We start from the raw sequence: 24,455 nt of genomic DNA on the forward strand, positions 1-24,455 counted from the left end.
CTACTGCTTGACCGCCGGTGCCCCGGGCACGCCCTTGGGAGCGGGTGCCGGCCGCGCCGACAGGAAGGACGCCCAGCCCTGCTTCGGGGTCTCGCCGACCTCCAGGGTGCGCAGCCTGGCCAGAGTCTGCGGGTCCTGGGCGTCCAGCCAGTCGGCGAGCTGCCGGAAGGAGACGCAGCGCACCTCAGGCTTGTTGCAGACGGTCTCGATCACCTGGTCGAGGGCCCGCATATAGGTGCCGCCGTTCCAGGACTCGAAGTGGTTGCCGATGACCAGGGGCGCGCGGTTGCCGTCATAGGCCCGGTCGAAGCCCTTGAGCAGGCCGTCCCGCATCTGGTCGCCCCAGTACGCGTACAGGTCCGGGTCACCCTGGGTCGAGGTGCCGGACTGGTTGACCATGAAGTTGTAGTCCATGGTGAGCTGCTCGTAGGTGTGGCCGGGGAACGGCACGAGCTGCATGGACAGATCCCACAGGTCTTCCTTCTTCTTCGGCCAGACCTGGTCGTTGACGCCGCTGGTGTCGTAGCGGAAGCCCAGCTCGCGGGCGGCCCGCATGAAGTTCTTCTGTCCCTCCAGGCAGGGGGTGCGGGCGCCGACGAGCTCCTTGTCGTAGTCGAAGGGCAGCGGGGCCGTCTTCGTCAGGCCGGCGTTGGTCTTCCAGCTCTTGACGAACTGCTTGGCCTGGGTGATCTCGTCCTTCCACTCGTCGACGGACCACTCGCCGACCCCACCGTCCGGGCCGCAGAAGTGGCCGTTGAAGTGGGTGCCGATCTCGTTGCCCTCCAGCCACGCCAGGCGCAGCTGCTTCACGGTGTCGGAGATGCCCCGCTCGTCGTTGAAGCCGATGTCGGAGCGGCCCGGCGAGTGCTGCGGCGGCTTGTAGAGGTCACGCTTCTCCTCCGGCAGCATGTACACGCCGCTGAGGAAGTACGTCATCGTCGCGTGGTTCTCCTTGGCGACCTTGCGGAAGTGGGAGAACAGCTTCTGGCTGTCCTCGCCCGACCCGTCCCAGGAGAACACCACGAACTGCGGGGGCTTCTGGCCGGGCTTGAGCCGCTCCGGTCGCGGCAGATGCGGCTGCGCCCCGGTGTACGAGGTGGAGCCGTCGCCGATCAGACGGAGCACGCTTCCCGGCGCCGGGGCACCCTGGGCCTGCTGTGGGCCGGGCGCTCCTTCGTTCGCGCCGGAACCAGTTCCTGTGCCACAACCGGCCAGCGATGCGGCTACGGCCGCGGCGACCACGGTGCCCGCGGCGATCCTCTGGGTGGCGGCCATGTTCCGCCCACCTTCTTCCTTCTCTCAGTCCAACTCCGATGAGGGCGTTTTCTGGAGATGTGCCGGGTCGAGCCGACAGCGCCGTCAAGGTCGCACGGGGCCGAACGAGAATTAATACGACAAGCCGATGAAATGCTCACATCACTCGCCGGGGTGATTTATTGACCCATATGCCCGGAAAGTTCATGCAAGTCCTTTACTTTGCATTACGGTCTATTTACCGAACTTTGATTTATCCCGCCGCTGTACGCCGTGACCCCACGGCCGCGACCAGATCCCCGCCATCGCCGGGGACCATCCGTTCCGCGACCGCGCTGCCCCGGAGGAGACGGGAAACATGTCAGCCAGCGTCCCCACTCGCACCCAAGTCCTCGGCCTCGCCCGGGAGACGACGGCATTCACCGCCGAATCGACCCCGACGAAGCACCACCACCCACCCCACAGCCCCCCACCCGTCCCGCCGCGCCGCTTCTCCGTCGCGAGCGCCGACCTGTCCGCCTCGGTGGCGGTCTTCCTGATCGCCCTGCCGCTGTCCCTGGGAATCGCGCTCGCCACCGGCGCACCGCTCCAGGCCGGCCTGGTCGCCGCCGCCGTGGGCGGTCTGGTCGCGGGCCGACTGGGCGGCAGCGCGCTCCAGGTCAGCGGTCCGGCCGCCGGACTCACGGTCGTCACCGCCGACCTCATCCACCGCTACGGATGGCGTACGACCTGCGCCATCACCGTGCTCGCCGGGCTCGCCCAACTCGGCCTGGGCTGTCTTCGCGTGGCCCGCACCGCGCTGGCCGTCAGCCCGGCCGTCGTGCACGGCATGCTCGCCGGCATCGGCCTCACCATCGCCGTCGCGCAGTTGCACATCGTCCTGGGCGGCAATCCACAGAGCTCCGTCCTCGACAACCTGCGCGCGCTACCCGCCCAGTTGGCGGGCCTGCATCCCGCCGCCGTGTCCGTGAGCGCGCTGACCCTCACCCTGCTGCTGCTCTGGCCGCGGATCCCGGGGCGGCCCGGACGTCTGCTGCACCGCATCCCCGCGGCGCTCGTCGCCGTCGCCGGGGCCACCGCGATCGCGACCGTGACCGGACTGACCCTGCCCAGGGTCGACCTGCCGTCCTGGCGCAGTCACGCCCTGGCCGGATTGCCAGAGGGACCGGCGCTCGGTCTGGCCGCGGCCATCCTCACCACCACCCTGGTGTGCAGCGTGCAGTCGCTGCTCGGCGCGGTCGCCGTCGACAAGCTGGTGGCCGGGACCCCGGGCCTGAGCGCCCGGGTCGGCCGCTCCCGCCTGGACCGGGAACTGCTCGGTCAGGGCGCCGCCAACGTCGTCTCCGGCGCGCTCGGCGGCCTGCCCGTCGCCGGAGTGGCCGTCCGCAGTTCGGCGAATGTGCGAGCCGGTGCGGTGAGCCGGAACTCCACGATGCTGCACGGCGTTCTCGTAGTGTTCGCCGCGCTGCTGATGGTCCCGGTACTGGAGTTCATCCCGCTCGCCTCGCTCGCCGCCCTGGTGATGGCCGTCGGTATCCAGATGGTGTCCCTGCACCACATCCGCACCGTGACCCGCCACCGAGAAGTGCTGGTGTACGTCGTCACCACACTCGGCGTGGTGTTCATCGGCGTCCTGGAGGGCGTGGCCCTGGGCGTCGCCGTGGCCGTCGCCGTCGCCCTGCACCGCCTCACCCACACCCGCATCACGCACGACGAGAAGGAAGGAGTCCATCACGTACACGTACGAGGACAGCTGACGTTCCTCGCGGTGCCGCGGCTCAGCCGGGCCCTGCATCTCGTTCCCCAAGGCACGCGCGCCGTTGTGAAGTTGAGCGGTTCGTTCATGGACCACGCGGCCTTCGAGTCCCTCCAGGACTGGCAGAAGACGCACACCGCGCAGGGCGGCTCCGCCGAGGTGACCGGCCGCCGCGCCGGGGTCCGGATCGCCGAACCCACCGATCCGGCGGACCACCACACCGGCCCGGGGTTCGACGGGACCGGCGAACCGGACGGGATCGACGGGCCGCGCACGACCGACGGGACTGACGGGACCGAGAGATCGCCTCTCTGCCGCTGTGGCCCCTGGACCCCTTGGCGCAACCACCAGTGCGACCGCCCACGGTTTCCCCGGTCACCCCACGGACACACGTCCGGAGCGCCCGGCGAAGATCCAGACGGTATGTCGGGCCGGCTGTCGGGCGAGCACCCGTCCGGCTTCACCGGTGAACGCCCCGCCGCGGGGCCGGACGCGGACCCGCACAAAACTCCGGGCACACACAAGAACAGAACACCGGGCACCCACCGGGCCGGAGTTCCAGGCACACACACGGACAGAGTTCCGGGCACCCACCCGGACGATGTTCCCAACCCGCACCCGGACGGACCCCGGGCCGCACAGGCAGAGGGCGCCCCGGACCCACACCCGGAAGGACCTTCGAACCGACGCCCGCACGCACTCCCGGACAGCACCCTGGACACGCTCACGGACGGACCCCCGGCGAGATCTTCCGTGCCCGACCCGAACGAGCATCAACTGATGCGCGGCATCAGCGCGTTCCAGCGCAACACCGCGCCCCGGGTGCGGGGCGAGCTGGCCCGGCTGGCCCGCGAAGGTCAGCGCCCGGCCCAGCTCTTCCTCACCTGTGCCGACTCGCGCCTCGTCACCTCGATGATCACCTCCAGTGGTCCGGGCGACCTCTTCGTAGTGCGCAACGTGGGCAACCTCGTGCCGATGCCCGACGAGGAGGGCGGGGACGACTCGGTCGCGGCCGCGATCGAGTACGCGGTCGACGTACTGAAGGTGCGCTCCATCACGGTCTGCGGGCACTCCGGTTGCGGGGCCATGCAGGCGCTGTTCGAATCCGAGCCGGGCGAGGCCCGGACACCGCTGAAGCGCTGGCTGCGCCACGGTCGGCCGAGCCTGGAGCGCATGGCCGAAGGCAGCCGGCCCGGGGCCCGGCTGTCCGGGCGCCGGCCCGCCGACGCGGTCGAGCAGCTCTGTCTGACCAACGTGGTCCAGCAGCTGGAGCATCTGCGCGCGAACCAGTCGGTCGCCCAGGCTCTGCGGGAGGGGACGCTGGAGCTGCACGGGATGTACTTCCACGTGGGTGAGGCGCAGGCGTATCTGCTCACGGAGACCGACGGCGACGCGGTGTTCGACCACGTGGGGACGGCGGGCCTGTCCGCCTGACCCCGGCACGGTGAGCCGGAAGCGGTGCGCGACCCCGGTCGGCATGGGGTCGCGCACCGCCGCGCACCGCCACGCACCCCACGCACCGCCGCGGACGCGCCCGCGTGCGAGCCCCCTCCACCGACGCCCCGCCTCAGCCCCATTCCGACTCCCATTCCCACCCCCACTCCCACTCCCACTCTCACCCCGAGGAACGGTGGCCGCGGCGACCGCCGGGCCTCCAGCGTCCACCCCCTGCGACCGGCCGAAAGCCCGAAAAGCGTTGCGGTGGCTGAACTCCGCCGTGCCGGTGTCCGTGGGTACGGATGACCTCGGCCGCCACGACTCCACACACAGGTCTAAACCAATTTTCGGGCGGCCCTTGTCATCGGACCCCCACGTCTGATGAGGTGTGGTCTGGGACACAACGGACACCCTTCGAAAGGGAGATGTCGTGAGCAACGAGAGCCTGGCCAACCTGCTCAAGGAAGAACGCAGGTTCGCGCCACCCGCCGACCTGGCCGCGCACGCCAATGTCACCGCGGAGGCGTACGAACAGGCCAAGGCTGACCGGCTCGGCTTCTGGGCCGAGCAGGCCCGGCGGCTGGCCTGGGCCAAAGAGCCGACGGAGACGCTGGACTGGTCGAACCCGCCGTTCGCCAAGTGGTTCAAGGACGGCGAGCTCAACGTCGCGTACAACTGCGTCGACCGCCATGTCGAGGCCGGAAACGGCGACCGGGTCGCCATCCACTTCGAGGGCGAGCCGGGCGACAGCCGTGCCCTCACCTACGCCGAGCTCAAGGACGAGGTCTCCAAGGCGGCCAACGCCCTGCTGGAGCTGGGCGTCCGCAAGGGCGACCGGGTCGCCGTCTACATGCCGATGATCCCCGAGACCGCGATCGCGATGCTGGCCTGCGCCCGCATCGGCGCCGCGCACTCGGTCGTCTTCGGCGGCTTCTCGGCGGACGCGCTCGCCACCCGTATCCAGGACGCCGACGCCAAGGTCGTGATCACCTCCGACGGCGGTTACCGACGGGGCAAGCCGTCCGCGCTCAAGCCGGCCGTCGACGAGGCCGCCACCAAGGCGGGCAACGTCGAGCACGTGCTCGTCGTACGGCGCACCGGCCAGGAGGTCGCCTGGAACGACGAGCGGGACGTGTGGTGGCACGAGGCCGTCGACCGGCAGTCCACCGAGCACACGCCGGAGGCGTTCGAGGCCGAGCAGCCGCTGTTCATCCTCTACACGTCCGGCACGACGGGTAAGCCGAAGGGCATCCTGCACACCTCCGGCGGCTACCTCACGCAGGCCGCGTACACGCACCACGCCGTCTTCGACCTGAAGCCGGAGACGGACGTGTACTGGTGCACCGCCGACGTCGGCTGGGTCACCGGGCACTCGTACATCGTCTACGGCCCGCTGGCGAACGGCGCGACCCAGGTCATGTACGAGGGGACGCCCGACACCCCGCACCAGGGCCGCTTCTGGGAGATCGTGCAGAAGTACGGGGTGACGATCCTGTACACGGCGCCGACCGCCATCCGTACGTTCATGAAGTGGGGCGACGACATCCCCGCGAAGTTCGACCTCAGCAGCCTGCGCGTGCTCGGATCCGTCGGCGAGCCCATCAACCCCGAGGCCTGGATCTGGTACCGCAAGCACATCGGCGCGGACCGGACGCCCATCGTCGACACCTGGTGGCAGACCGAGACCGGGGCGATGATGATCTCCCCGCTGCCGGGCGTGACGGAGACGAAGCCGGGGTCCGCGCAGGTCCCGCTGCCCGGCATCTCGGCGACCGTCGTCGACGACGAGGCCAAGGAGGTGCCGAACGGCGGCGGTGGCTACCTCGTCCTCACCGAGCCGTGGCCGTCGATGCTGCGCACCATCTGGGGCGACGACCAGCGGTTCCTCGACACGTACTGGTCGCGCTTCGAGGGCAAGTACTTCGCCGGTGACGGCGCGAAGAAGGACGACGACGGGGACATCTGGCTGCTGGGCCGCGTCGACGACGTGATGCTCGTGTCCGGCCACAACATCTCCACCACCGAGGTCGAGTCGGCGCTCGTCTCGCACCCGGCGGTCGCCGAGGCGGCCGTGGTCGGCGCGGCGGACGAGACGACCGGGCAGGCCATCGTCGCCTTCGTCATCCTGCGCGGCACGGCGAACGCCGAGGACGAGAACCTGGTCGCCGACCTGCGCAACCACGTCGGCGCCACCCTCGGCCCGATCGCCAAGCCGAAGCGGGTCCTGCCGGTGGCGGAGCTGCCGAAGACCCGCTCGGGCAAGATCATGCGCCGGCTGCTGCGGGACGTCGCGGAGAACCGCCAGCTGGGCGATGTCACCACGCTCACCGACTCCTCGGTCATGGACCTGATCCAGTCGAAGCTTCCGGCGGCGCCGAGCGAGGACTGAGGGCGGCCTAGGGGGCGCCCGGCAGCGCGCCGAGCGCCCCCCCAGGCCAGTGGAGCTGGGCACCCCCTAGGCCGGTAGAGCCGGGTGCCCCCTATGTCCGTAGAGTGGCATTTGCCGGTGTAATGGTCGGGTAAACTGGCGCGACAAGGGTGTGCCGGGAAGTCTGGTCGGCAACGCCGTCGGCGATCTGGCGCGACGGTGGTCATCACGCCGTACCCGACCCGGAGGACCGCGCCGTGGCCGCGACCAGCACCCGCAAGGTCCTCGGACGGCTGTCCCTGTCCGAGCGGAACTTCGTCGCGAACGCCCTGCGTACCGAGACGGTCGGCGGCGTGCTGCTGCTCGTCGCCGCGATCGCCGCCCTGGCCTGGGCGAACATCCCCGCGCTGCACGGCAGTTACGTCCACGTCAGCCACTTCCACTTCGGCCCCGAGACCTTTGGCCTGCACCTGTCCGTGGCGCACTGGGCCGCCGACGGGCTCCTCGCGATCTTCTTCTTCGTCGCCGGCATCGAGCTCAAGCGCGAGCTCGTCGCCGGTGACCTGCGCGACCCCAGGGCGGCCGCCCTGCCCGTGGTCGCCGCGCTCTGCGGGATGGTGGTGCCCGCCCTCGTCTACACCCTCACGAACCTCGTCGGCGGCGGCTCCACGGACGGCTGGGCGGTCCCCACCGCCACCGACATCGCGTTCGCGCTGGCGGTGCTGGCGGTCATCGGTACGTCGCTGCCCAGCGCCCTGCGCGCCTTCCTGCTCACCCTCGCCGTCGTCGACGACCTGTTCGCGATCCTGATCATCGCGGTCTTCTTCACCGCGCGGATCGACTTCGCCGCGCTCGGCGGTGCCGTCGTCGGCCTCGCCGTCTTCTGGCTGCTGCTGCGCAAGGGCGTACGCGGCTGGTACGTGTACGTCCCGCTGGCCGTGGTGATCTGGGCGCTGATGTACAACAGCGGCGTGCACGCCACCATCGCCGGCGTGGCGATGGGCCTGATGCTGCGCTGCACCACCAGGGAGGACGAGTCGCGTTCCCCCGGCGAGCAGGTCGAGCACCTGGTGCGTCCCGTGTCGGCGGGACTGGCCGTGCCGCTGTTCGCGCTGTTCAGCGCGGGTGTGGCGGTCTCCGGAAGTGCGCTCGGGGACGTCTTCACCAAGCCGGAGACGCTCGGCGTCGTCCTGGGCCTCGTCGTCGGCAAGGCGGTCGGCATCTTCGGCGGCACCTGGCTCACCGCCCGCTTCACCCGGGCCTCCCTCAGCGACGACCTGGCCTGGCCCGACGTGTGCGCCGTCGCCACGCTCGCCGGTATCGGCTTCACCGTCTCGCTGCTCATCGGCGAGCTCGCCTTCGCCGGCGACGCCGTCCTGACGGACGAGGTCAAGGCCGCCGTACTCACCGGCTCGCTGATCGCGGCGACGCTGGCGACCGTGCTGTTGAAGCTGCGCAACGCCAAGTACCGCAAGCTGTGCGAGAACGAGGAGCGCGACGACGACCTCGACGGCGTCCCGGACATCTACGAGGAGGACGACCCCGCGTACCACCTGCGCATGGCCCGGATCCACGAGCGCAAGGCCGCCGAGCACCGCCGGATGGCCCAGGAGACGGCCGCGGCACGGCACGGGCTTGCCGAAGTGGCGGGCGGGGCAGGCGAGGATGACAAGGGTCCGGCATGATCTGACGGGACGGTACAAAAGAGCGGGACGATACAAAAAGAGCGGGACCGTACGCGGTCGGACAGACGTCGGACGAACGCCGTACGGACGTCGTCCGCAGGGGCGGCGGACCGGCACGCACGCAGAAACACGCAGACGTACACAGACACACATAGACACACGCAGATACACGCAGATACAGGGAGACCGCGATGAGCGCACCCGACGGCAGCCCGGTCGGCGCCGAACGCAGCATCGGCCAGCTGTTCGCCTCGGCGACGACCGACATGTCGGCGCTGGTGCACGACGAGATCGCGCTGGCGAAGGCGCAGCTGAAGCAGGACGTCAAGAAGGGGCTGACGAGCGGTGGCGCGTTCTCCGTGGCCGCCATGCTCCTGCTGTTCTCGCTGCCGATGCTGAACTTTGCCCTCGCGTACGGCATCCGGACCTGGAGCAACTGGAACCTGGCGATCTGCTTCCTGCTGTCCTTCGCCGCGAACGTCCTCGTGGCGGCCGCGCTGGCCCTGATCGGCGTCGTCTTCGCGAAGAAGACGCAGCGGAGCAAGGGCCCGCAGAAGGTCGCCGCCTCGATGAAGGAGACGGCGGGCGTCCTGCAGAAGGCCAAGCCGCACCCGCGCCCCGCGACCCCGGCTCTGGAGGACCGGACGCCCGCCGCCATCGAGGCTGTGGCACGCTCGACCTCATGACGGACCCCGCCACTCCCTCGGCGCAGCCCACCTCGGTCGTACGTTCGCCCCTGCCCGGTGGGCAGGAGGTCACGCACCGGGACGTCGCCGCCAACGGCGCCCGCTTCCACATCGCGGAGCTCGGCGACGGCCCCCTGGTGATGCTCGTGCACGGCTTCCCGCAGTTCTGGTGGGCCTGGCGGCACCAGCTGGTCGCGCTGGCCGACGCGGGTTTCCGGGCCGTGGCGATGGACCTGCGCGGGGTGGGCGGCAGCGACCGCACGCCGCGCGGCTACGACCCCGCCAATCTCGCCCTGGACATCACCGGCGTGATCCGCTCGCTCGGCGAGCCGGACGCCGCGCTGGTCGGCCACGGCCTCGGCGGCTATCTGTCGTGGACGGCGGCCGTGATGCGCCCGAAGCTCGTACGGCGCCTCGCGGTCGCCTCGATGCCGCATCCCCGGCGCTGGCGCTCCGCGATGATCTCCGACGTCAGGCAGACGGCGGCGAGTTCCTACGTCTGGGGGTTCCAGCGGCCCTGGATCCCGGAACGGCAGCTCACCGCCGACGACGGAGCCCTGGTCGGCCGGCTGATCCGGGACTGGTCCGGGCCGCGCCTGCCGGACGACGAGGCGGTGGAGACGTACCGCCGCGCCCTCTGCATCCCCTCCACGGCACACTGCGCCATCGAGCCGTACCGGTGGATGGTGCGCTCCCTCGCCCGGCCGGACGGCATCCAGTTCAACCGCCGGATGAAGCGGCCGGTGCGCGTGCCGACCCTGCATCTGCACGGCTCGCTCGACCCGGTGATGCGCACGCGCAGCGCGGCGGGCTCCGGCGAGTACGTCGAAGCGCCCTACCGCTGGCGGCTGTTCGACGGTCTCGGGCACTTCCCGCACGAGGAGGATCCGGTCGCGTTCTCGACCGAACTGGTCAACTGGCTGCAGGATCCCGAACCCGATCGGTGACCGTGCCCCCGCGCCCGGTATCCGGACCTGAACACCTGTCCTACGAACAGCCAATTGCCCGGCGCATAGGCCAATTGGGCGCCTCCGAGGCGGTTATCGACCTTGGGGCAGGGGCAGACGTCGGGGTATGGGCTGGACGCACGACTACAGTGACGCAGCACGCGACCGCCGCTCGGCCGGTGGTCTGAGTTCCCACCAGAGGGGCACCCCGCAACTCGCGGGGGCGGACCCCAGGGTGGGGATCCCCCGCATCCTGCGCCGTCGGGCCCGCTGGGTCTCGGTGCGCCTGCGCCATCCGCGCGGCTGACACCGCGCGGGCCACACCGGACTACAGCGCGCAGTTGTCGCTGCTCACCTGCTGGTTCGCACTCCGTCCCTTGGCGATGTCCTGCCGGATCTCGTCGACGGTGAGCGCGTACCCCGTGTCGGCGTCGTCGAGCGACTTCGCGAACACCACGCCGTACACCTTGCCGTCGGGCGTGAGCAGCGGGCCGCCGGAGTTGCCCTGGCGGACGGTCGCGTAGAGCGAGTAGACGTCGCGACGCACGGTGCCGTGGTGGTAGATGTCCGGCCCGTTGGCCGAGATGCGCCCCCGCACGCGCGCGGCGCGCACGTCGTACGAGCCGTTCTCCGGGAAGCCCGCGACGATCGCGCTGTCACCGCTCGCGGCGTCCGCGGACGAGAACTGCAGTGCGGGCGCTTCGAGGTCCGGTACGTCGAGTACGGCGATGTCGCGCTGCCAGTCGTAGAGGACGACCGTGGCGTCGTACCGCCGGCCCTCGCCGCCGATCTGGACGGTGGGCTCGTCCACGCCGCCGACGACATGGGCGTTGGTCATCACCCGGCGGTCGCCGAAGACGAAGCCGGAGCCCTCGAGAACCTTGCCGCAGCTCTCGGCGGTGCCGGTGACCTTGACGATGGAACGCTGGGCGCGCAGGGCGACCGCGCTGTTGGCGAGGGCCGGGTCCGGGGGCCGCACGTCGGTGATCGGCTCGTTCGCGAACGGGCTGAAGACCTGCGGGAAGCCGTTCTGCGCGAGCACCGAGGAGAAGTCGGCGAACCAGGTGTCGGCCTGGGCGGGCAGTGCCCGGGAGACGCCGAGGAGCACCTTGGAGCTGCGGACCTCCTTGCCGAGCGTCGGCAGGGTGGTGCCGGCCAGCGCCGAGCCGATCAGCCAGGCGACCAGCAGCATGGCGACGACGTTGACGAGGGCGCCGCCCGTCGCGTCCAGCGCGCGGGCCGGGGACCAGGTGATGTACCGCCGCAGCTTGTTGCCCAGGTGGGTGGTCAGGGCCTGCCCGACGGAGGCGCAGACGATGACGACGACCACCGCGACGACCGCGGCCGTGGTACTGACCTCCGAGTTATCGGTCAGCCAGTCCCAGATGACGGGCAACACGTAGACGGCGACGAGACCGCCGCCCAGGAAGCCGATCACCGACAGGATGCCGACGACGAATCCCTGGCGATAGCCGACGATCGCGAACCACACGGCCGCGACCAGCAGCAGGATGTCCAGCACGTTCACCGCTTCAGGCCTCGCCTCAACACTTTCGGGTCACTCCAGACGGCCGCGGGAGGTCCGGGGGTTGTCCCCCGGATGGACACAGCACGGTGGACACCCTGTCATGACCGCCAGTCGAGTGGCACTGTCTTCTCCCGGTCCCAGGGACGCTCCCAGCCCGCGTAGTGCAGCAGTCGGTCGATGACGCCGGCCGTGAAACCCCACACCAGGGCCGATTCGACCAGGAATGCCGGACCTCGGTGACCGCTGGGGTGGACGGTGGTGGCGCGGTTCCCGGGGTCCGTGAGATCCGCCACGGGGACCGTGAAGACCCGGGCCGTCTCGTTCGGGTCGACGACGCCGACCGGGCTCGGCGCACGCCACCAGCCCAGCACCGGGGTGACGACGAAGCCGCTGACCGGGATGTACAGCTTGGGCAGCACGCCGAAGAGCTGGACACCGCCGGGGTCGAGGCCGGTCTCCTCCTCGGCCTCGCGCAGGGCGGCGCGCAGCGGCCCGTCGGCCTTCGGGTCGCCGTCCTCCGGGTCCAGGGCGCCGCCGGGGAAGGAGGGTTGCCCGGCGTGGGAGCGCAGCGAGCTGGCGCGCTCCATCAGCAGCAGTTCGGGACCGCGCTCCCCCTCGCCGAAGAGGATGAGGACGGCGGACTGCCGTCCCGCGCCGTTCTCCGGCGGCAGGAAGCGGCTCAGCTGAAGCGGCTCGACCGTCTCGACGGCGTGCACCACCGGGTCGAGCCAGTCGGGCAGCCCGCTCTTGCTGAGCGCCACCGGCCCGCCCTGCGTGTCACTCGCCCGCGTCATCGCCACCCCTGTCGTCCTGCCTGCTCCAACGCACCACGGCCCGCGAATCGTTCCGGGCGTCGCGACGGCTGCGGTCATTCTGGATATACCCGACATGTCGGACGCCCTGGATCGCGGGGCCGCGCCTTGCGGTCCGGCCGTCCCTGCCGACCTGGTCTACCCGGCTGTCCCAGCTGACCCGACCGTCCCAGCTGACCCGGTCGCCCCATCGCCCCCTCGCGGTTCGACCGCGGGCTCGGGTTCGGGTGCGGGTTCGGGTGCGGGCCCGCGCCCGGGTGGCAAGCTCCGTGCCGGTCGCCCGCTCGTCCCCGCCGGCCGCCGACTCCCCGTCAGCCGACCGCCAGTGCCGACGGCCTCGCGCAGTCGGCCGGCGCTCCCGCGATGCCGCTCGCCGCTCCCGCCGCCCCGGTCGTCTCCTCATCCGGCCCCCAGCGGCGGGGCCGGCCTGCCGCCCGCGTCCAGGTAGGACTGCGGGGGATTCAGGCGCTGGCCCGGGTAGCCGCCCTTCTCGTACTTGAGGAGCTTCTTCGCCTTCTCCGGGTCCGTCTCGCCCTCGCCGTACGCGGGGCAGAGCGGGGCGATGGGACAGGCGCCGCAGGCGGGCTTGCGGGCGTGGCAGATCCGGCGGCCGTGGAAGATCACATGGTGCGAGAGCATCGTCCACTCGCTCTTGGGGAAGAGCGCGCCGACGGCGGCCTCGATCTTGTCCGGCTCGCTCTCGTCGGTCCACCGCCAGCGCTTCACCAGGCGCTGGAAGTGCGTGTCCACGGTGATGCCGGGGCGTCCGAAGGCGTTGCCGAGCACCACGAAGGCGGTCTTGCGGCCGACGCCGGGCAGCTTGACGAGGTCCTCGAGCCGGCCCGGGACCTCGCCGCCGAACTGCTCGACCAACGCCTTCGAGAGCCCTGTCACCGACCGGGTCTTGGCCCGGAAGAAGCCCGTGGGGCGGAGGATCTCCTCGACCTCCTCGGGGTTGGCGACCGCCAGGTCCTCGGGGGTGGGGTACTTGGCGAAGAGAGCGGGCGTGGTCTGGTTCACCCGGAGGTCCGTGGTCTGGGCGGACAGGACCGTGGCGACCAGCAGTTGGAAGGGGTTCTCGAAGTCCAGCTCGGGGTGGGCGTAGGGGTAGACCTCGGCGAGCTCGCGGTTGATGCGGCGGGCGCGGCGGACGAGGGCGGTGGAGGACTCGGCCTTCGCGGGCTTGACGGCAGCCTTCTTCACCGGCTTCGCCGCCACCGCCTCTTCCGTCTTTACCGCCTTGACCGGCTTGGTCGCTCTCGTCGGCCTTGCCGCCTTCGCCGTTTTCCTACCGCCACCGGACTCCTGTTCGCCCACAGCGGAATCACGCCGTACAACCACCCGTCCAGCCCCCTTGGCCTGTGCTCTCACCGGCGATTTGGACACCCGGCCAGCCTAAAGCCCGGCACCGACATCCGCCTCGGACCTCGAAGATCGGCGCCCAATTGGCCCCCTGCCGCTTACCTCGGGACACGTGTGCGGCATCCTTGTGACAGATCACACTGTTTGGACCGTCCGGCAAAACGGGGAACACGGTCCCCTGGTACACCGGGGAGCAAGATCCCCTGAGCAGGTCGACAAGGAGAGAACTCGTGGACGACGTTCTGCGGCGCAACCCGCTCTTCGCGGCACTCGACGACGAGCAGGCCGCGGAGCTGCGCGCCTCCATGAGTGAGGTGACCCTGGCACGCGGCGACTCCCTCTTCCACGAGGGCGACCCGGGCGACCGGCTCTACGTGGTCACCGAGGGCAAGGTCAAGCTGCATCGCACCTCCCCCGACGGCCGCGAGAACATGCTCGCCGTGGTCGGCCCCAGCGAGCTCATCGGTGAGCTGTCGCTCTTCGACCCGGGCCCGCGCACGGCGACGGCCACCGCGCTGACCGAGGTCAAGATGCTCGGCCTCGGCCACGGCGACCTCCAGCCCTGGCTGAACGCCCGCCCCGAGGTGGCCACCGCGCTGCTGCGCGCCGTCGCCCGCAGGCTGCGCAAGACCAACGACGCCATGTCCGACCTGGTCTTCTCGGACGTCCCGGGCCGCGTGGCCCGCGCCCTGCTGGACCTCTCCCGGCGCTTCGGCGTGCAGTCCGAGGAAGGCATCCACGTCGTCCACGACCTGACGCAGGAGGAGCTGGCCCAGCTCGTCGGCGCCTCGCGCGAGACGGTCAACAAGGCGCTCGCCGACTTCGCCCAGCGCGGCTGGCTCCGGCTGGAGGCACGCGCGGTGATCCTGCTGGACGTGGAGCGGCTGGCGAAGCGCTCGCGCTGACCCCCGACGTAGGGCGGCCTTCAGCCCCCGGGGCATGGCGACCGTCAGTCCCCTGGGCGCACGGCGGGCGTCAGTCCCCTGGACGCACGGCGGGCGTCAGTCCCCTGGACGCACGGCGCCCGTCAACCTCTGGACGCACGGCGGCGACCGTCAGCCACTCGCGGACGGTCGCCCCACCCGCGAAAACCAGCCGCGCCGTCCCGCGTCCCCCGGCACAGTGAACGCATGACCGAAACCGTTCACCGCCCCGGGCTGGACGCGCGGGGCTACATCGCGCGCGAAGGCTCCCTCGCGCGCGTGGCGCACGACTACCGGCCCGTGGTCGCCGCGGCCCGGGACCGGCTGCCGGCGGTGTTCGGGGCAGGGCTGCACAGCGCGTACCTCTACGGGTCGATCCCACGGGGCACCGCGCGCGTGGGACGCAGCGACCTGGACCTGCTCGTCGTGCTGCGCGAGGAGCCCACCGACGCGGACCGTGCCCGCGCACGGGCGCTCGACGAGGCACTCGACCAGGAGTTCCCGCAGATCGACGGGGGCGGCACGCTGCTGTTCGGGCGGGCACGGGTGCTGAGCGAACTGGAGCGATACGACCTCGGCTGGTTCCTCGCCTGCCTGTGCACCCCGCTCCTGGGCGAGGACCTGGCGGTCCGTCTGCCGCGCTACCGTCCCGACCCGCTGCTCGCCCGCGAGACGAACGGCGACCTGGCCCTCCTCCTGCCTCGCTGGCGGGAGCGGATCGCCACCGCCGAGGACACCGAGGCAGCCCGGAGGCCCCTCGTCCGCTTCATGTCCCGGCACCTCGTCCGCACCGGTTTCACCCTCGTCATGCCCCGCTGGAACGGCTGGACCAGCGACCTGCGCGAGATGGCCGAGGCGTTCGGCGGCTACTACCCCGGGCGGGCCCGGCAGCTGCGGGACGCGGCGGCGCGCGGGTACGAGCCGACCGGCGCCCCGGACGTCCTGCGGTCGTACGTCGACGACCTCGGCCCGTGGCTCGCCGAGGAGTACACGCGCGTGCACGGCGTCAAGGCGCCCAGGCCCGACTGAGGCCCGGACCCGGGCCCATGGCGCGACCGGCTAGATGAGCCCGTGCTCCTCCAGGTACTCCAGCTGCGCCCGCACCGACAACTCCGCCGCCGGCCACAGCGACCGGTCGACGTCCGCGTACACCTGGGCGACGACCTCGGTCGGCCGGCGGTGGCCGTTCTCCACGGCCGTCTCGACCTGGGCGAGCCGGTGGGCGCGGTGGGCGAGATAGAACTCGACGGCCCCCTGGGCGTCCTCCAGGACGGGCCCGTGGCCCGGCAGCACCGTGTGGACGCCGTCGTCGACCGTGAGCGACCTGAGCCGCCGCAGGGAGTCCAGGTAGTCGCCCAGACGGCCGTCGGGGTGCGCCACCACCGTCGTACCGCGACCAAGGATCGTGTCACCGGTCAGGACGGCCCGGTCGGCCGGGAGATGGAAGCAGAGGGAGTCCGCGGTGTGGCCGGGCGTCTGTACGACCCTCAGTTCCAGGCCACCGATTTCGATCACGGCCCCGGAGCCCAGCCCCTCGTCGCCCAGTCGCAGCGCGGGGTCCAGGGCCCGGACCTTCGTGCCCGTCAGCTCGGCGAAGCGGGCGGCGCCCTCGGCGTGGTCGGGGTGGCCGTGCGTCAGCAGGGTCAGCGCGACCCGTCTGCCGGCCTTCTCGGCCGTGTCCACGACCGCGCGCAGATGACCGTCGTCGAGCGGCCCCGGGTCGACCACGACGGCCAGTTCGGAGTCGGGCTCGGCGAGGATCCAGGTGTTCGTGCCGTCCAGGGTCATCGCGGAGGCGTTGGGCGCCAGGACGTTGACGGCCCGCGCGGTGGCCGGGCCGGAGAGGACCCCGCCGCGCGGCTGGCCGGGAAGGGCTGCTGCGTCCGTCATTCGGGGGCTCCACCGGTCGGGATGTGCTTGGTGAACTCGCCGTGGCCGGGCCAGGAGAGCACGATGTCGCCGTTCTCCAGAGTCGCGCGGGCCAGCACCGCCGTCAGGTCGCGGCCGGGCGCTGCGGCGAGCGTCTCGGCGGCGGTCGGGTAGGGGACCAGCTGGCGCAGGGTCGCCACGGTGGGCGGCATCATCACCAGCTCACCCTTGTCGTACGCGTCCGCCGCCTCCCTCGGCCGGATCCACACCACGCGGTCGGCCTCCGTGGAGGCGTTGCGGGTGCGCTGGCCTTCGGGGAGGGCGGCGACGAAGAACCAGGTGTCGTAACGGCGGGACTCGAACTCCGGGGTGATCCAGCGGGTCCAGGCGCCGAGGAGGTCGGAACGCAGGACCAGGCCACGGCGGTCGAGGAACTCGGCGAAGGAGAGATCGCGGGCGACGAGGGCCGCGCGGTCGGTCTCCCAGTCGTCGCCCGTCGTGTCGCCGACCACCGTCTCCGGGCTCGGTCCGGCGAGCAGGACGCCCGCCTCCTCGTACGTCTCCCGTACAGCCGCGCAGACGATCGCCTGGGCCGCCTTCTCGTCGACGCCGAGCCGGTCGGCCCACCACGCGCGCGTGGGGCCCGCCCAGCGGACGAGGTGGTCGTCGTCACGGGCGTCGACGCCACCGCCCGGGTACGCGTACGCGCCTCCGGCGAAGGCCATGGAGGCGCGTCTGCGCAGCATGTGCACGACGGGGCCGTCGGCGGTGTCCTTCAGGAGCATGACGGTGGCCGCGCGCCGGGGGGTCACCGGCGTGAGCGTGCCCTCCGTGAGCGCACGGATGCGCTCCGGCCAGTCCGCGGGAAACCACTGCCCATTCGCCTGCCCATTCGCCATGGGCGGAGGCTATCCCGTAGCGCGCGGATGTTCGAGGGGCACGATCACGGGCCCCCGGGGGAGCGCCCGAGGCAAGCCTCGGCGACCCCGGGAAGGCCCGGGCGAACCCCACGGACCTGCCACGGACTTCCCCCGGCTGCTCCGTCGCGGACCTGTCGCGGACCGCTCGCGGATACCCGGACGCTCCGCCGGCCTCCCACGGACGGTCAGGATTCCCACCGACCACCCACGGACGGCCAGCGACTCCCGCCGGCCTCCCGCAAACCCCCGCGGATGGTCCGGACCCTCCACGACCGAGCTCGCACGGAGCTCCCGCCGGCCAACCGCGGCGGCCCCACAGCTGCCCCTCCCACGGAGGCCCGCAGTCGTCCGGCGGAGCTCCCGGGAGCGGTTACGCGTGCGTCAGCTCCACCTGGATCTCGACCTCCACCGGCGCGTCCAGCGGCAGCACCGCCACGCCGACCGCGCTGCGCGCGTGCACGCCCTTCTCGCCGAGCACCTCGGCCAGCAGCTCACTGGCGCCGTTGACGACACCGGGCTGACCGGTGAAGTCGGACGCCGAGGCCACGAAGCCGACGACCTTCACCACGCGCGCGATGCGGTCCAGGTCGCCGGTGACGGACTTCACGGCGGCCAGCGCGTTCAGCGCGCAGGTGCGGGCCAGTGCCTTGGCCTCCTCCGCGGTGACTTCCGCGCCCACCTTGCCGGTGACCGGAAGCTTGCCCTCCACCATCGGGAGCTGGCCGGCGGTGTACACGTACACGCCGGACTGCACGGCCGGCTGGTACGCGGCCAGCGGCGGCACGACCTCCGGCAGGGTCAGGCCCAGTTCGGCCAGCCTCGCCTCGGCCGCGCTCACGCCTGCCGCTCCCGCTTCAGGTAGGCCACGAGCTGCTCGGGGTTGTTCGGCCCGGGCACGACCTGGACGAGCTCCCAGCCGTCCTCGCCCCAGGTGTCCAGAATCTGCTTCGTGGCATGGACGAGCAGCGGCACGGTTGCGTATTCCCACTTGGTCATGTGGGCGACTGTATCGGCTGTGGTCGGCACGGCGGACGGCCGACCACGGCCCGCGCCGCACCCCGGCCGAAGGACCGGCCGTCACCCGGTCCCCACCGGTGGGAAGGGCCCGACCGCACCCGGCCGGAACGCGGCCCGGCGCGCCTCCCCCACCCGGCCGGGCCGCCGCCCGTCACGCCGTGCCCCGGCCGGGCGGGCCGCCCGTCACCGTCTCCCCCACCCGCCGAGTGGCCGACCGGCGCCCCGCGGAGCCCGGGCCATGTGGCCGAGTCTCGCCCCTCTTGTCCACAGCCTGCCGGTTGGCTCGGGCGCGGACTGGTTACGCTCGAAGACGTGAGCAGGCTCCAGGTCGTCAGCGGCAAGGGCGGGACCGGAAAGACGACGGTCGCCGCCGCACTCGCGCTCGCCCTCGCGACCGAGGGGAAGCGGACGCTTCTCGTCGAGGTCGAGGGCCGGCAGGGCATCGCGCAGCTCTTCGAGACGGAGGCGCTGCCCTACGACGAGCGGAAGATCGCCGTCGCACCCGGGGGCGGGGAGGTGTTCGCTCTCGCCATCGACCCCGAGCTGGCCCTTCTGGACTACCTCCAGATGTTCTACAAACTCGGGGGCGCGGGGCGGGCGCTGAAGAAACTCGGCGCGATCGACTTCGCCACCACCATCGCGCCCGGCCTCAGAGACGTACTCCTGACCGGCAAGGCGTGCGAGGCGGTGCGCAGGAAGGACCGCGCCGGACAGTTCATCTACGACTACGTCGTCATGGACGCGCCCCCCACGGGCCGCATCACCCGCTTCCTCAACGTCAACGACGAGGTGGCGGGCCTGGCGAAAATCGGGCCGATACACAATCAGGCACAGGCCGTGATGCGGGTGCTGAAGTCGGCGGAGACGGCCGTGCACCTGGTGACGCTGCTGGAGGAGATGCCGGTCCAGGAGACCGCCGACGGCATCGCGGAGCTGCGGGCCGCCCGGCTGCCGGTGGGACGGATCATCGTGAACATGGTGCGGCCCGAGGTGTTGGACGCGGCCGACCTGGAACTCGTACGGACGGTGCCGCGCACCGCCCTGGCGCGCACGCTGTCCGGCGCCGGGCTCGGCGGCGCCCGGCGCGGCGGGAACGCAGAACGCCTGGTGGACCCGCTGCTCGCGCAGGCCGAGGAGTACGCCGAGCGGTACGCCCTGGAACACGAGCAGCGCGCCGTCCTGGGCGAGCTGGGCCTGCCGCTGCACGAATTGCCGCTGCACGCCGAGGGCATGGACCTGGCGGGACTGTACGAACTGGCCACCGAGCTGCGGAAGCAGGGGATGTCATGAGCCCGGACCCGACGCCCGCGCAGGACACCGCGCGTCGCCTCTCCCCGGCGCGCCTGCTCGACGTCGATCCGCTGCTCGACGACCCCGGGACCCGCATCGTCGTCTGCTGCGGCTCCGGCGGGGTCGGCAAGACCACCACCGCGGCGGCGCTGGGCCTGCGCGCGGCCGAGCGGGGCCGCAAGGTCGTCGTCCTGACCATCGACCCGGCCCGCCGGCTGGCCCAGTCCATGGGCATCGACTCGCTCGACAACACCCCACGGCGGGTCAAGGGCGTGGAGGGCGGCGGCGAGCTGCACGCCATGATGCTCGACATGAAGCGCACCTTCGACGAGATCGTCGAGGCGCACGCGGACCGGGAACGAGCGGCCACGATCCTCAACAACCCCTTCTACCAGTCGCTCTCTGCGGGCTTCGCGGGCACGCAGGAGTACATGGCGATGGAGAAGCTCGGGCAGCTGCGGGCCCGGGACGAGTGGGACCTGATCGTCGTCGACACGCCGCCGTCCCGCTCGGCGCTCGACTTCCTCGACGCGCCGAAGCGGCTGGGATCCTTCCTGGACGGGCGGCTGATCCGGCTGCTGACCGCGCCGGCGAAGCTGGGCGGCCGCGCGGGCATGAAGTTCCTGAACGTCGGGATGTCGATGATGACCGGCACCCTCGGCAAGCTGCTGGGCGGTCAGCTGCTGAAGGACGTACAGACGTTCGTGGCCGCGATGGACACGACCTTCGGCGGCTTCCGTACGCGCGCGGACGCGACGTACAAGCTGCTCCAGGCGCCCGGGACGGCCTTCCTCGTGGTGGCGGCCCCGGAGCGGGACGCACTGCGCGAGGCCGCGTACTTCGTGGAGCGGCTGGCCGCCGAGAAGATGCCGCTGGCGGGCCTGGTGCTCAACCGGGTCCACGGCAGCGGAGCCGCCCGGCTCTCGGCCGAGCGGGCACTCGCCGCCGCCGAGAATCTCGACCTCGCCGCCGAGCCCGCCGACCCCGCGGCGGAAAATCTTGACGAGCCCCGCATTGTGGATCAGGACGGCGGGAAAGCTGGACTTCGTAACTCTCCCGACACGTACGGCAGTTCAGAGTCCTCCGCATCCCGGCCCGGCCTCCCGGCCACCGACCCGCCCACCGGCGCCGACCACAGGGGCGAGCACAGCGCTGACCAGACCGCCGACCACAGCGTCGAGCAGCTCACCGCAGGCCTGCTGCGTCTGCACGCCGAACGTATGCAACTGCTCTCCCGCGAGCAGCGCACACGTGATCGATTCACCGCGCTCCACCCCGAGGTGGCGGTCGTCGAAGTGGGCGCGCTGCCCGGCGACGTGCACGACCTCGTAGGACTGCGGAACATCGGGAACCGGCTCGCGGCCCACCGGCCGGAGCTGCCCGAGCCGACCGACGGCTGAGCCCGCGGACGACTGAGTGGAACGGACGACTGAGTCGAGCGTGAGCCCGTCGGCAGTCGAGTCGGACCCGGCCCCCGCCGACCGCTGAGTCGAGGGAGCCATCGGGTCGGCGCTGGGGAGCTCAGCCCACCGCCGCGTAGTTCTCGTACACCTCGTCGTCGTCGAGCGACACGATGCCGGCACCGCGCTCGTACTCCGTACGCGCCGTCTCCAGCAGCCTGCGCCAGGAGGTCACGGTGGGCCGCCTGCGCAGCAGTGCGCGGCGCTCCCGCTCCGTCATGCCTCCCCACACGCCGAACTCGACGCGGTTGTCGAGCGCATCGGCCAGACATTCCGTGCGTACCGGACATCCGGTGCACACCGCCTTGGCCCTGTTCTGCGCTGCTCCCTGCACGAACAGTTCATCCGGATCGGTAGTGCGGCAGGCGGCCTGCGCACTCCAGTCGGTTACCCAGCCCATACCGGCGCCGTCCTCTCCCGAATCGAGGCTCCCCCACGGCGGCAGCGGCATATTCACCGCCGCCAGTTGAGGACGTTACGGAAGGCGGGGACAGCGCAACACCCCCTTCGGGCCCAATCTTGAATGGCCCGAACGGACTATGGGTAAGCGGCAGATCACCCGGGGGAGTGAGCTGGCGACATGCGCGACTATCCCGGCGAAACGGGACAGTTCTGTCGAGTCACAACGGGCGCCAGGTGACACAGGAGGCGGATTCGGACACGCCCCCACCAAAAAAGTTGGGGAACCTCCGGAACGATTCGGGGTCGCCGGACGTATTGATACGTAGCCCTACTGCTGTGACAGTTGAGAGCAGCTTAGGCCAAGGCATATACGCGTGTCCGGCGAATGAGAACGTAGGCTGCCCTCATGCCAAAGAAGCGCTCGGGCGGTGGCCTGTCGGCAACACAGCAGGCCGCCAAGTTCCTAGGTGTCAGCGTGCTCGCGGGAGCCGTCCTGGCCGGTATCGCCCTGCCCGCCTTCGGCGCGCTGGGTCTGGCCGCCAAGGGGTCGGTGGAGAGCTTCGACGAGCTCCCGGCCAACCTGAAGACGCCGCCGCTGAGCCAGCGCACCACGATCCTCGACGCCGAGGGCGGCCAGATCGCCACGGTGTACTCCCGTGACCGCACGGTGGTCGAGCTCAAGAACATGTCGCCGTACGTGCAGAAGGCGATCGTCGCGATCGAGGACTCGCGCTTCTACCAGCACGGCGCGGTCGACCTGAAGGGCGTCCTGCGCGCCCTCAACAAGAACGTGCAGAGCAGCGGTGTCGCCCAGGGCGCCTCCACGCTCACGCAGCAGTACGTGAAGAACGTCTTCGTCGAGGAGGCGGGCGACGACCCGACCAAGGTCGCGCAGGCCACCCAGCAGACCCTCGGTCGCAAGATCAAGGAGCTGAAGTACGCGATCCAGGTGGAGGAGGAGCTCGGCAAGAAGAAGATCCTCGAGAACTACCTGAACATCACGTTCTTCGGCGAGCAGGCCTACGGCGTCGAGGCGGCCGCTCAGCGCTACTTCTCCAAGCACGCCAAGGACCTCACCCTCCCGGAGTCGGCCATGCTGGCCGGCATCGTGCAGTCCCCGAGCCGCTACGACCCGGTGAACGACGAGGCGGAGGCCACCAAGCGCCGTAACGTCGTGCTCCAGCGCATGGCCGAGGTCGGCGACATCTCCCAGGCCGAGGCGGACAAGGCCAAGGAAGCACCGCTGAAGCTGGCGGTCAGCCAGCCCAAGAACGGCTGCATCACCGCGGCCCGGGGCGCCAGTTTCTTCTGCAAGTACGTCGAGAAGGTCTTCCTCAACGACCCGGTCTTCGGCAAGACGAAGGAGAAGCGGGCCAAGCTCTGGAACCAGGGCGGTCTGACGATCCGCACCACGCTCCGGCCGCAGGCCCAGGAGTCGGTCCAGGCCTCGCTCAAGGAGCACGTCGACAAGGCGGACAAGGTCGCCGCGGCGTCCACCCTGGTCGAGCCCGGCAGCGGCAAGATCGTCGCGATGGGCCAGTCGAAGCCGTACGGCTACGGCAAGAACGAGACCGAGTACAACTTCTCGGTCAACTCCGTGATGGGCGGTTCGAACTACGGTTTCCCGACCGGTTCGACCTTCAAGCCGTTCGTGGCGGCGGCCGCGCTGGAGGGCGGCAGGCCCGCGACGCAGGAGTACTCGTCGCCGTACGACATGGACTACCCGAGCCCGGTGCAGACCTGCGGCAGCAACCCGTGGACCAACCGCACCGGCGAGAAGGTCGAGAACGAGAGCGAGTCGGAGAAGGGGCCGTACCAGCTGAAGGAGGCCATGGCGAAGTCGGTCAACACGTACTTCGTCCAGATGATCTCCGACATCGGTCTGTGCCCCGTGGTCAAGATGACCGACGCGCTGCACGTGACGCAGGGCAACGGCACCAAGCTCCCCGAGAGCCCCTCCATCGCCCTCGGCGCGGTGGGCCTGTCCCCGCTGACGATGGCGAGCGCGTACGCCGCCTTCGCCTCCCGGGGCATGTACTGCTCGCCGATCGCCATCGAGTCGATCTCCCAGAAGGTCGGCATGCAGCAGAAGTCGCTGGAGATCCCGAAGTCGACGTGCTCGCGCGCGATGAGCGAGAAGACGGCCGACACGGTGAACACGCTGCTGCGTGGCGTGGTCGACTCCGGTACGGGCCAGCAGGCCGGCCTCACCGACCGCGAGAGCGCCGGTAAGACGGGTACGACGGACGAGCGCAAGAACGCCTGGTTCGTCGGCTACACGCCGAACCTGTCGGGCGCGGTCTGGGTGGGCAGCGCCTCCCAGAAGGTCCAGATGAAGAACATCACGATCGGCGGCGTCTACCGCCCGCTCGTCTACGGCGGTGAGGTCCCGGGCCCGATCTGGAAGGACGCCATGACCGGCGCCCTGACGGGTCAGAACGTCGAGTCCTTCAACCTCGTCGACATCCCGGACCCCGAGAAGAAGGACAAGGACAAGGGCGACGGGGACAACAACGGCAACCCCGGCGGGAACAACGGCAACCCCATCGGCGGTCTCATCGCCGGCCTGACGAACGGCGGCGCGAACAACGGCGCGAACGGCGGCACCGTCCCGAACCCGACGTTCTCGCTCCCCGACGGATTCGTCCAGGGCCAGAACAACGGCGGCCGCAACGGGACCGGGGGCCGCGACTGAGCCGGTAGCCCGGGCACTGACCAGGGCCCGGGCTTTGCCCCCGG

20 protein-coding genes are annotated in these 24,455 nt (G+C 70.9%); 11 read left to right on the forward strand and 9 right to left on the reverse strand.

Going from position 1 to position 24,455, the window contains the following annotated elements; translation table 11 throughout:
- Positions 1–1,275, reverse strand: coding sequence for a hypothetical protein (locus tag ACWCQK_RS05090; RefSeq protein WP_451152037.1), 1,275 nt, complete (start codon positions 1,273–1,275; stop codon positions 1–3).
- Positions 1,276–1,612: 337 nt separating this feature from the next.
- Between ACWCQK_RS05090 and ACWCQK_RS05095 the strand changes: the two genes are divergently transcribed.
- From ACWCQK_RS05095 to ACWCQK_RS05120, 6 genes are all read left to right on the forward strand, one after another.
- Entirely contained in the window at positions 1,613–4,444 is a 2,832-nt protein-coding gene (locus ACWCQK_RS05095) for a SulP family inorganic anion transporter (RefSeq protein ID WP_451152039.1), read from the forward strand.
- Positions 4,445–4,877: 433 nt separating this feature from the next.
- Complete coding sequence (gene acs / locus ACWCQK_RS05100) at positions 4,878–6,836, forward strand: acetate--CoA ligase (RefSeq protein WP_451152041.1); 1,959 nt, start codon at positions 4,878–4,880, stop codon at positions 6,834–6,836.
- Between the two features lie 236 nt (positions 6,837–7,072).
- Positions 7,073–8,500, forward strand: coding sequence for a Na+/H+ antiporter NhaA (nhaA, locus tag ACWCQK_RS05105; RefSeq protein WP_451152043.1), 1,428 nt, complete (start codon positions 7,073–7,075; stop codon positions 8,498–8,500).
- Positions 8,501–8,691: 191 nt separating this feature from the next.
- Complete coding sequence (locus ACWCQK_RS05110) at positions 8,692–9,186, forward strand: phage holin family protein (protein WP_451152045.1); 495 nt, start codon at positions 8,692–8,694, stop codon at positions 9,184–9,186.
- The gene (locus tag ACWCQK_RS05115) at positions 9,183–10,133 is read left to right on the forward strand and encodes an alpha/beta fold hydrolase (protein WP_451152047.1); all 951 of its coding nucleotides are present in this window, start codon (positions 9,183–9,185) and stop codon (positions 10,131–10,133) included. The genes ACWCQK_RS05110 and ACWCQK_RS05115 overlap by 4 nt, the downstream gene beginning before the upstream one ends.
- A 127-nt stretch (positions 10,134–10,260) precedes the next feature.
- On the forward strand, positions 10,261–10,440 hold the full coding sequence (locus ACWCQK_RS05120; RefSeq protein WP_385775701.1) for a hypothetical protein: 180 nt from the start codon (positions 10,261–10,263) through the stop codon (positions 10,438–10,440).
- Between the two features lie 21 nt (positions 10,441–10,461).
- Here ACWCQK_RS05120 and ACWCQK_RS05125 read toward each other — a convergent pair whose 3' ends face one another.
- The 3 genes from ACWCQK_RS05125 to nth all read right to left on the reverse strand — a co-directional run bounded on the left by ACWCQK_RS05125 (position 10,462) and on the right by nth (position 13,814).
- A complete protein-coding gene (locus ACWCQK_RS05125; RefSeq protein ID WP_451152049.1) occupies positions 10,462–11,661 on the reverse strand; it encodes a MarP family serine protease in 1,200 nt (399 codons plus the stop codon).
- A 98-nt stretch (positions 11,662–11,759) separates the two neighbouring features.
- Complete coding sequence (locus ACWCQK_RS05130; RefSeq protein WP_451152051.1) at positions 11,760–12,455, reverse strand: NUDIX hydrolase; 696 nt, start codon at positions 12,453–12,455, stop codon at positions 11,760–11,762.
- A gap of 417 nt (positions 12,456–12,872) precedes the next feature.
- The gene (gene nth, locus ACWCQK_RS05135; RefSeq protein WP_451152053.1) at positions 12,873–13,814 is read right to left on the reverse strand and encodes an endonuclease III; all 942 of its coding nucleotides are present in this window, start codon (positions 13,812–13,814) and stop codon (positions 12,873–12,875) included.
- Positions 13,815–14,065: 251 nt separating this feature from the next.
- On the opposite strand from nth, the gene ACWCQK_RS05140 reads away from it, so the two are divergent.
- On the forward strand, positions 14,066–14,740 hold the full coding sequence (locus tag ACWCQK_RS05140; protein WP_351138581.1) for a Crp/Fnr family transcriptional regulator: 675 nt from the start codon (positions 14,066–14,068) through the stop codon (positions 14,738–14,740).
- A gap of 225 nt (positions 14,741–14,965) precedes the next feature.
- Positions 14,966–15,787 carry a nucleotidyltransferase domain-containing protein gene (locus ACWCQK_RS05145; protein ID WP_451152055.1) on the forward strand — a complete coding sequence of 274 codons (822 nt, stop codon included), beginning with the start codon at positions 14,966–14,968 and terminating at the stop codon, positions 15,785–15,787.
- 30 nt (positions 15,788–15,817) lie between these two features.
- Here the strand turns inward: ACWCQK_RS05145 and ACWCQK_RS05150 are convergent, their stop codons facing one another.
- From ACWCQK_RS05150 to ACWCQK_RS05165, 4 genes are all read right to left on the reverse strand, one after another.
- Entirely contained in the window at positions 15,818–16,648 is an 831-nt protein-coding gene (locus tag ACWCQK_RS05150) for an MBL fold metallo-hydrolase (protein WP_451152057.1), read from the reverse strand.
- Entirely contained in the window at positions 16,645–17,526 is an 882-nt protein-coding gene (locus ACWCQK_RS05155; RefSeq protein WP_451152059.1) for an NUDIX hydrolase, read from the reverse strand. Before ACWCQK_RS05155 ends, ACWCQK_RS05150 begins: the two co-directional genes overlap by 4 nt.
- A gap of 391 nt (positions 17,527–17,917) precedes the next feature.
- The gene (locus ACWCQK_RS05160) at positions 17,918–18,385 is read right to left on the reverse strand and encodes a RidA family protein (protein WP_451152061.1); all 468 of its coding nucleotides are present in this window, start codon (positions 18,383–18,385) and stop codon (positions 17,918–17,920) included.
- Positions 18,382–18,543 carry a DUF4177 domain-containing protein gene (locus ACWCQK_RS05165; RefSeq protein WP_010986011.1) on the reverse strand — a complete coding sequence of 54 codons (162 nt, stop codon included), beginning with the start codon at positions 18,541–18,543 and terminating at the stop codon, positions 18,382–18,384. Before ACWCQK_RS05165 ends, ACWCQK_RS05160 begins: the two co-directional genes overlap by 4 nt.
- Positions 18,544–18,876: 333 nt before the next feature.
- Here ACWCQK_RS05165 and ACWCQK_RS05170 point away from each other — a divergent pair, with 333 nt between their 5' ends.
- Both ACWCQK_RS05170 and ACWCQK_RS05175 read left to right on the forward strand, forming a co-directional pair.
- A complete protein-coding gene (locus tag ACWCQK_RS05170) occupies positions 18,877–19,854 on the forward strand; it encodes an ArsA family ATPase (RefSeq protein WP_451152063.1) in 978 nt (325 codons plus the stop codon).
- Positions 19,851–21,254 (forward strand): ArsA family ATPase, encoded by a 1,404-nt coding sequence (locus tag ACWCQK_RS05175; RefSeq protein ID WP_451152065.1) that lies wholly within the window; start codon positions 19,851–19,853, stop codon positions 21,252–21,254. Before ACWCQK_RS05170 ends, ACWCQK_RS05175 begins: the two co-directional genes overlap by 4 nt.
- Positions 21,255–21,375: 121 nt before the next feature.
- On the opposite strand, the gene wblA is transcribed toward ACWCQK_RS05175, so the two are convergent.
- Positions 21,376–21,714 (reverse strand): transcriptional regulator WblA, encoded by a 339-nt coding sequence (wblA, locus tag ACWCQK_RS05180; protein ID WP_385775918.1) that lies wholly within the window; start codon positions 21,712–21,714, stop codon positions 21,376–21,378.
- Between the two features lie 408 nt (positions 21,715–22,122).
- On the opposite strand from wblA, the gene ACWCQK_RS05185 reads away from it, so the two are divergent.
- Entirely contained in the window at positions 22,123–24,411 is a 2,289-nt protein-coding gene (locus ACWCQK_RS05185; protein WP_451152067.1) for a transglycosylase domain-containing protein, read from the forward strand.
- Positions 24,412–24,455: the final 44 nt, after the last annotated feature.

The organism is Streptomyces sp. NPDC002306 (genome assembly GCF_053593435.1).

Excerpts from the sequence above, each read along its gene's own strand:
- ACWCQK_RS05110 (WP_451152045.1), top strand. The coding sequence starts at position 8,692 with ATGAGCGCACCCGACGGCAGCCCGGTCGGCGCCGAACGCAGCATCGGC.
- ACWCQK_RS05185 (WP_451152067.1), top strand. The coding sequence starts at position 22,123 with ATGCCAAAGAAGCGCTCGGGCGGTGGCCTGTCGGCAACACAGCAGGCC.
- ACWCQK_RS05165 (WP_010986011.1), bottom strand. The coding sequence starts at position 18,543 with ATGACCAAGTGGGAATACGCAACCGTGCCGCTGCTCGTCCATGCCACG.
- ACWCQK_RS05120 (WP_385775701.1), top strand. The coding sequence starts at position 10,261 with ATGGGCTGGACGCACGACTACAGTGACGCAGCACGCGACCGCCGCTCG.
- ACWCQK_RS05115 (WP_451152047.1), top strand. The coding sequence starts at position 9,183 with ATGACGGACCCCGCCACTCCCTCGGCGCAGCCCACCTCGGTCGTACGT.
- ACWCQK_RS05145 (WP_451152055.1), top strand. The coding sequence starts at position 14,966 with ATGACCGAAACCGTTCACCGCCCCGGGCTGGACGCGCGGGGCTACATC.
- wblA (WP_385775918.1), bottom strand. The coding sequence starts at position 21,714 with ATGGGCTGGGTAACCGACTGGAGTGCGCAGGCCGCCTGCCGCACTACC.
- ACWCQK_RS05090 (WP_451152037.1), bottom strand. The coding sequence starts at position 1,275 with ATGGCCGCCACCCAGAGGATCGCCGCGGGCACCGTGGTCGCCGCGGCC.
- ACWCQK_RS05175 (WP_451152065.1), top strand. The coding sequence starts at position 19,851 with ATGAGCCCGGACCCGACGCCCGCGCAGGACACCGCGCGTCGCCTCTCC.
- ACWCQK_RS05130 (WP_451152051.1), bottom strand. The coding sequence starts at position 12,455 with ATGACGCGGGCGAGTGACACGCAGGGCGGGCCGGTGGCGCTCAGCAAG.
- ACWCQK_RS05155 (WP_451152059.1), bottom strand. The coding sequence starts at position 17,526 with ATGGCGAATGGGCAGGCGAATGGGCAGTGGTTTCCCGCGGACTGGCCG.
- ACWCQK_RS05095 (WP_451152039.1), top strand. The coding sequence starts at position 1,613 with ATGTCAGCCAGCGTCCCCACTCGCACCCAAGTCCTCGGCCTCGCCCGG.
- ACWCQK_RS05150 (WP_451152057.1), bottom strand. The coding sequence starts at position 16,648 with ATGACGGACGCAGCAGCCCTTCCCGGCCAGCCGCGCGGCGGGGTCCTC.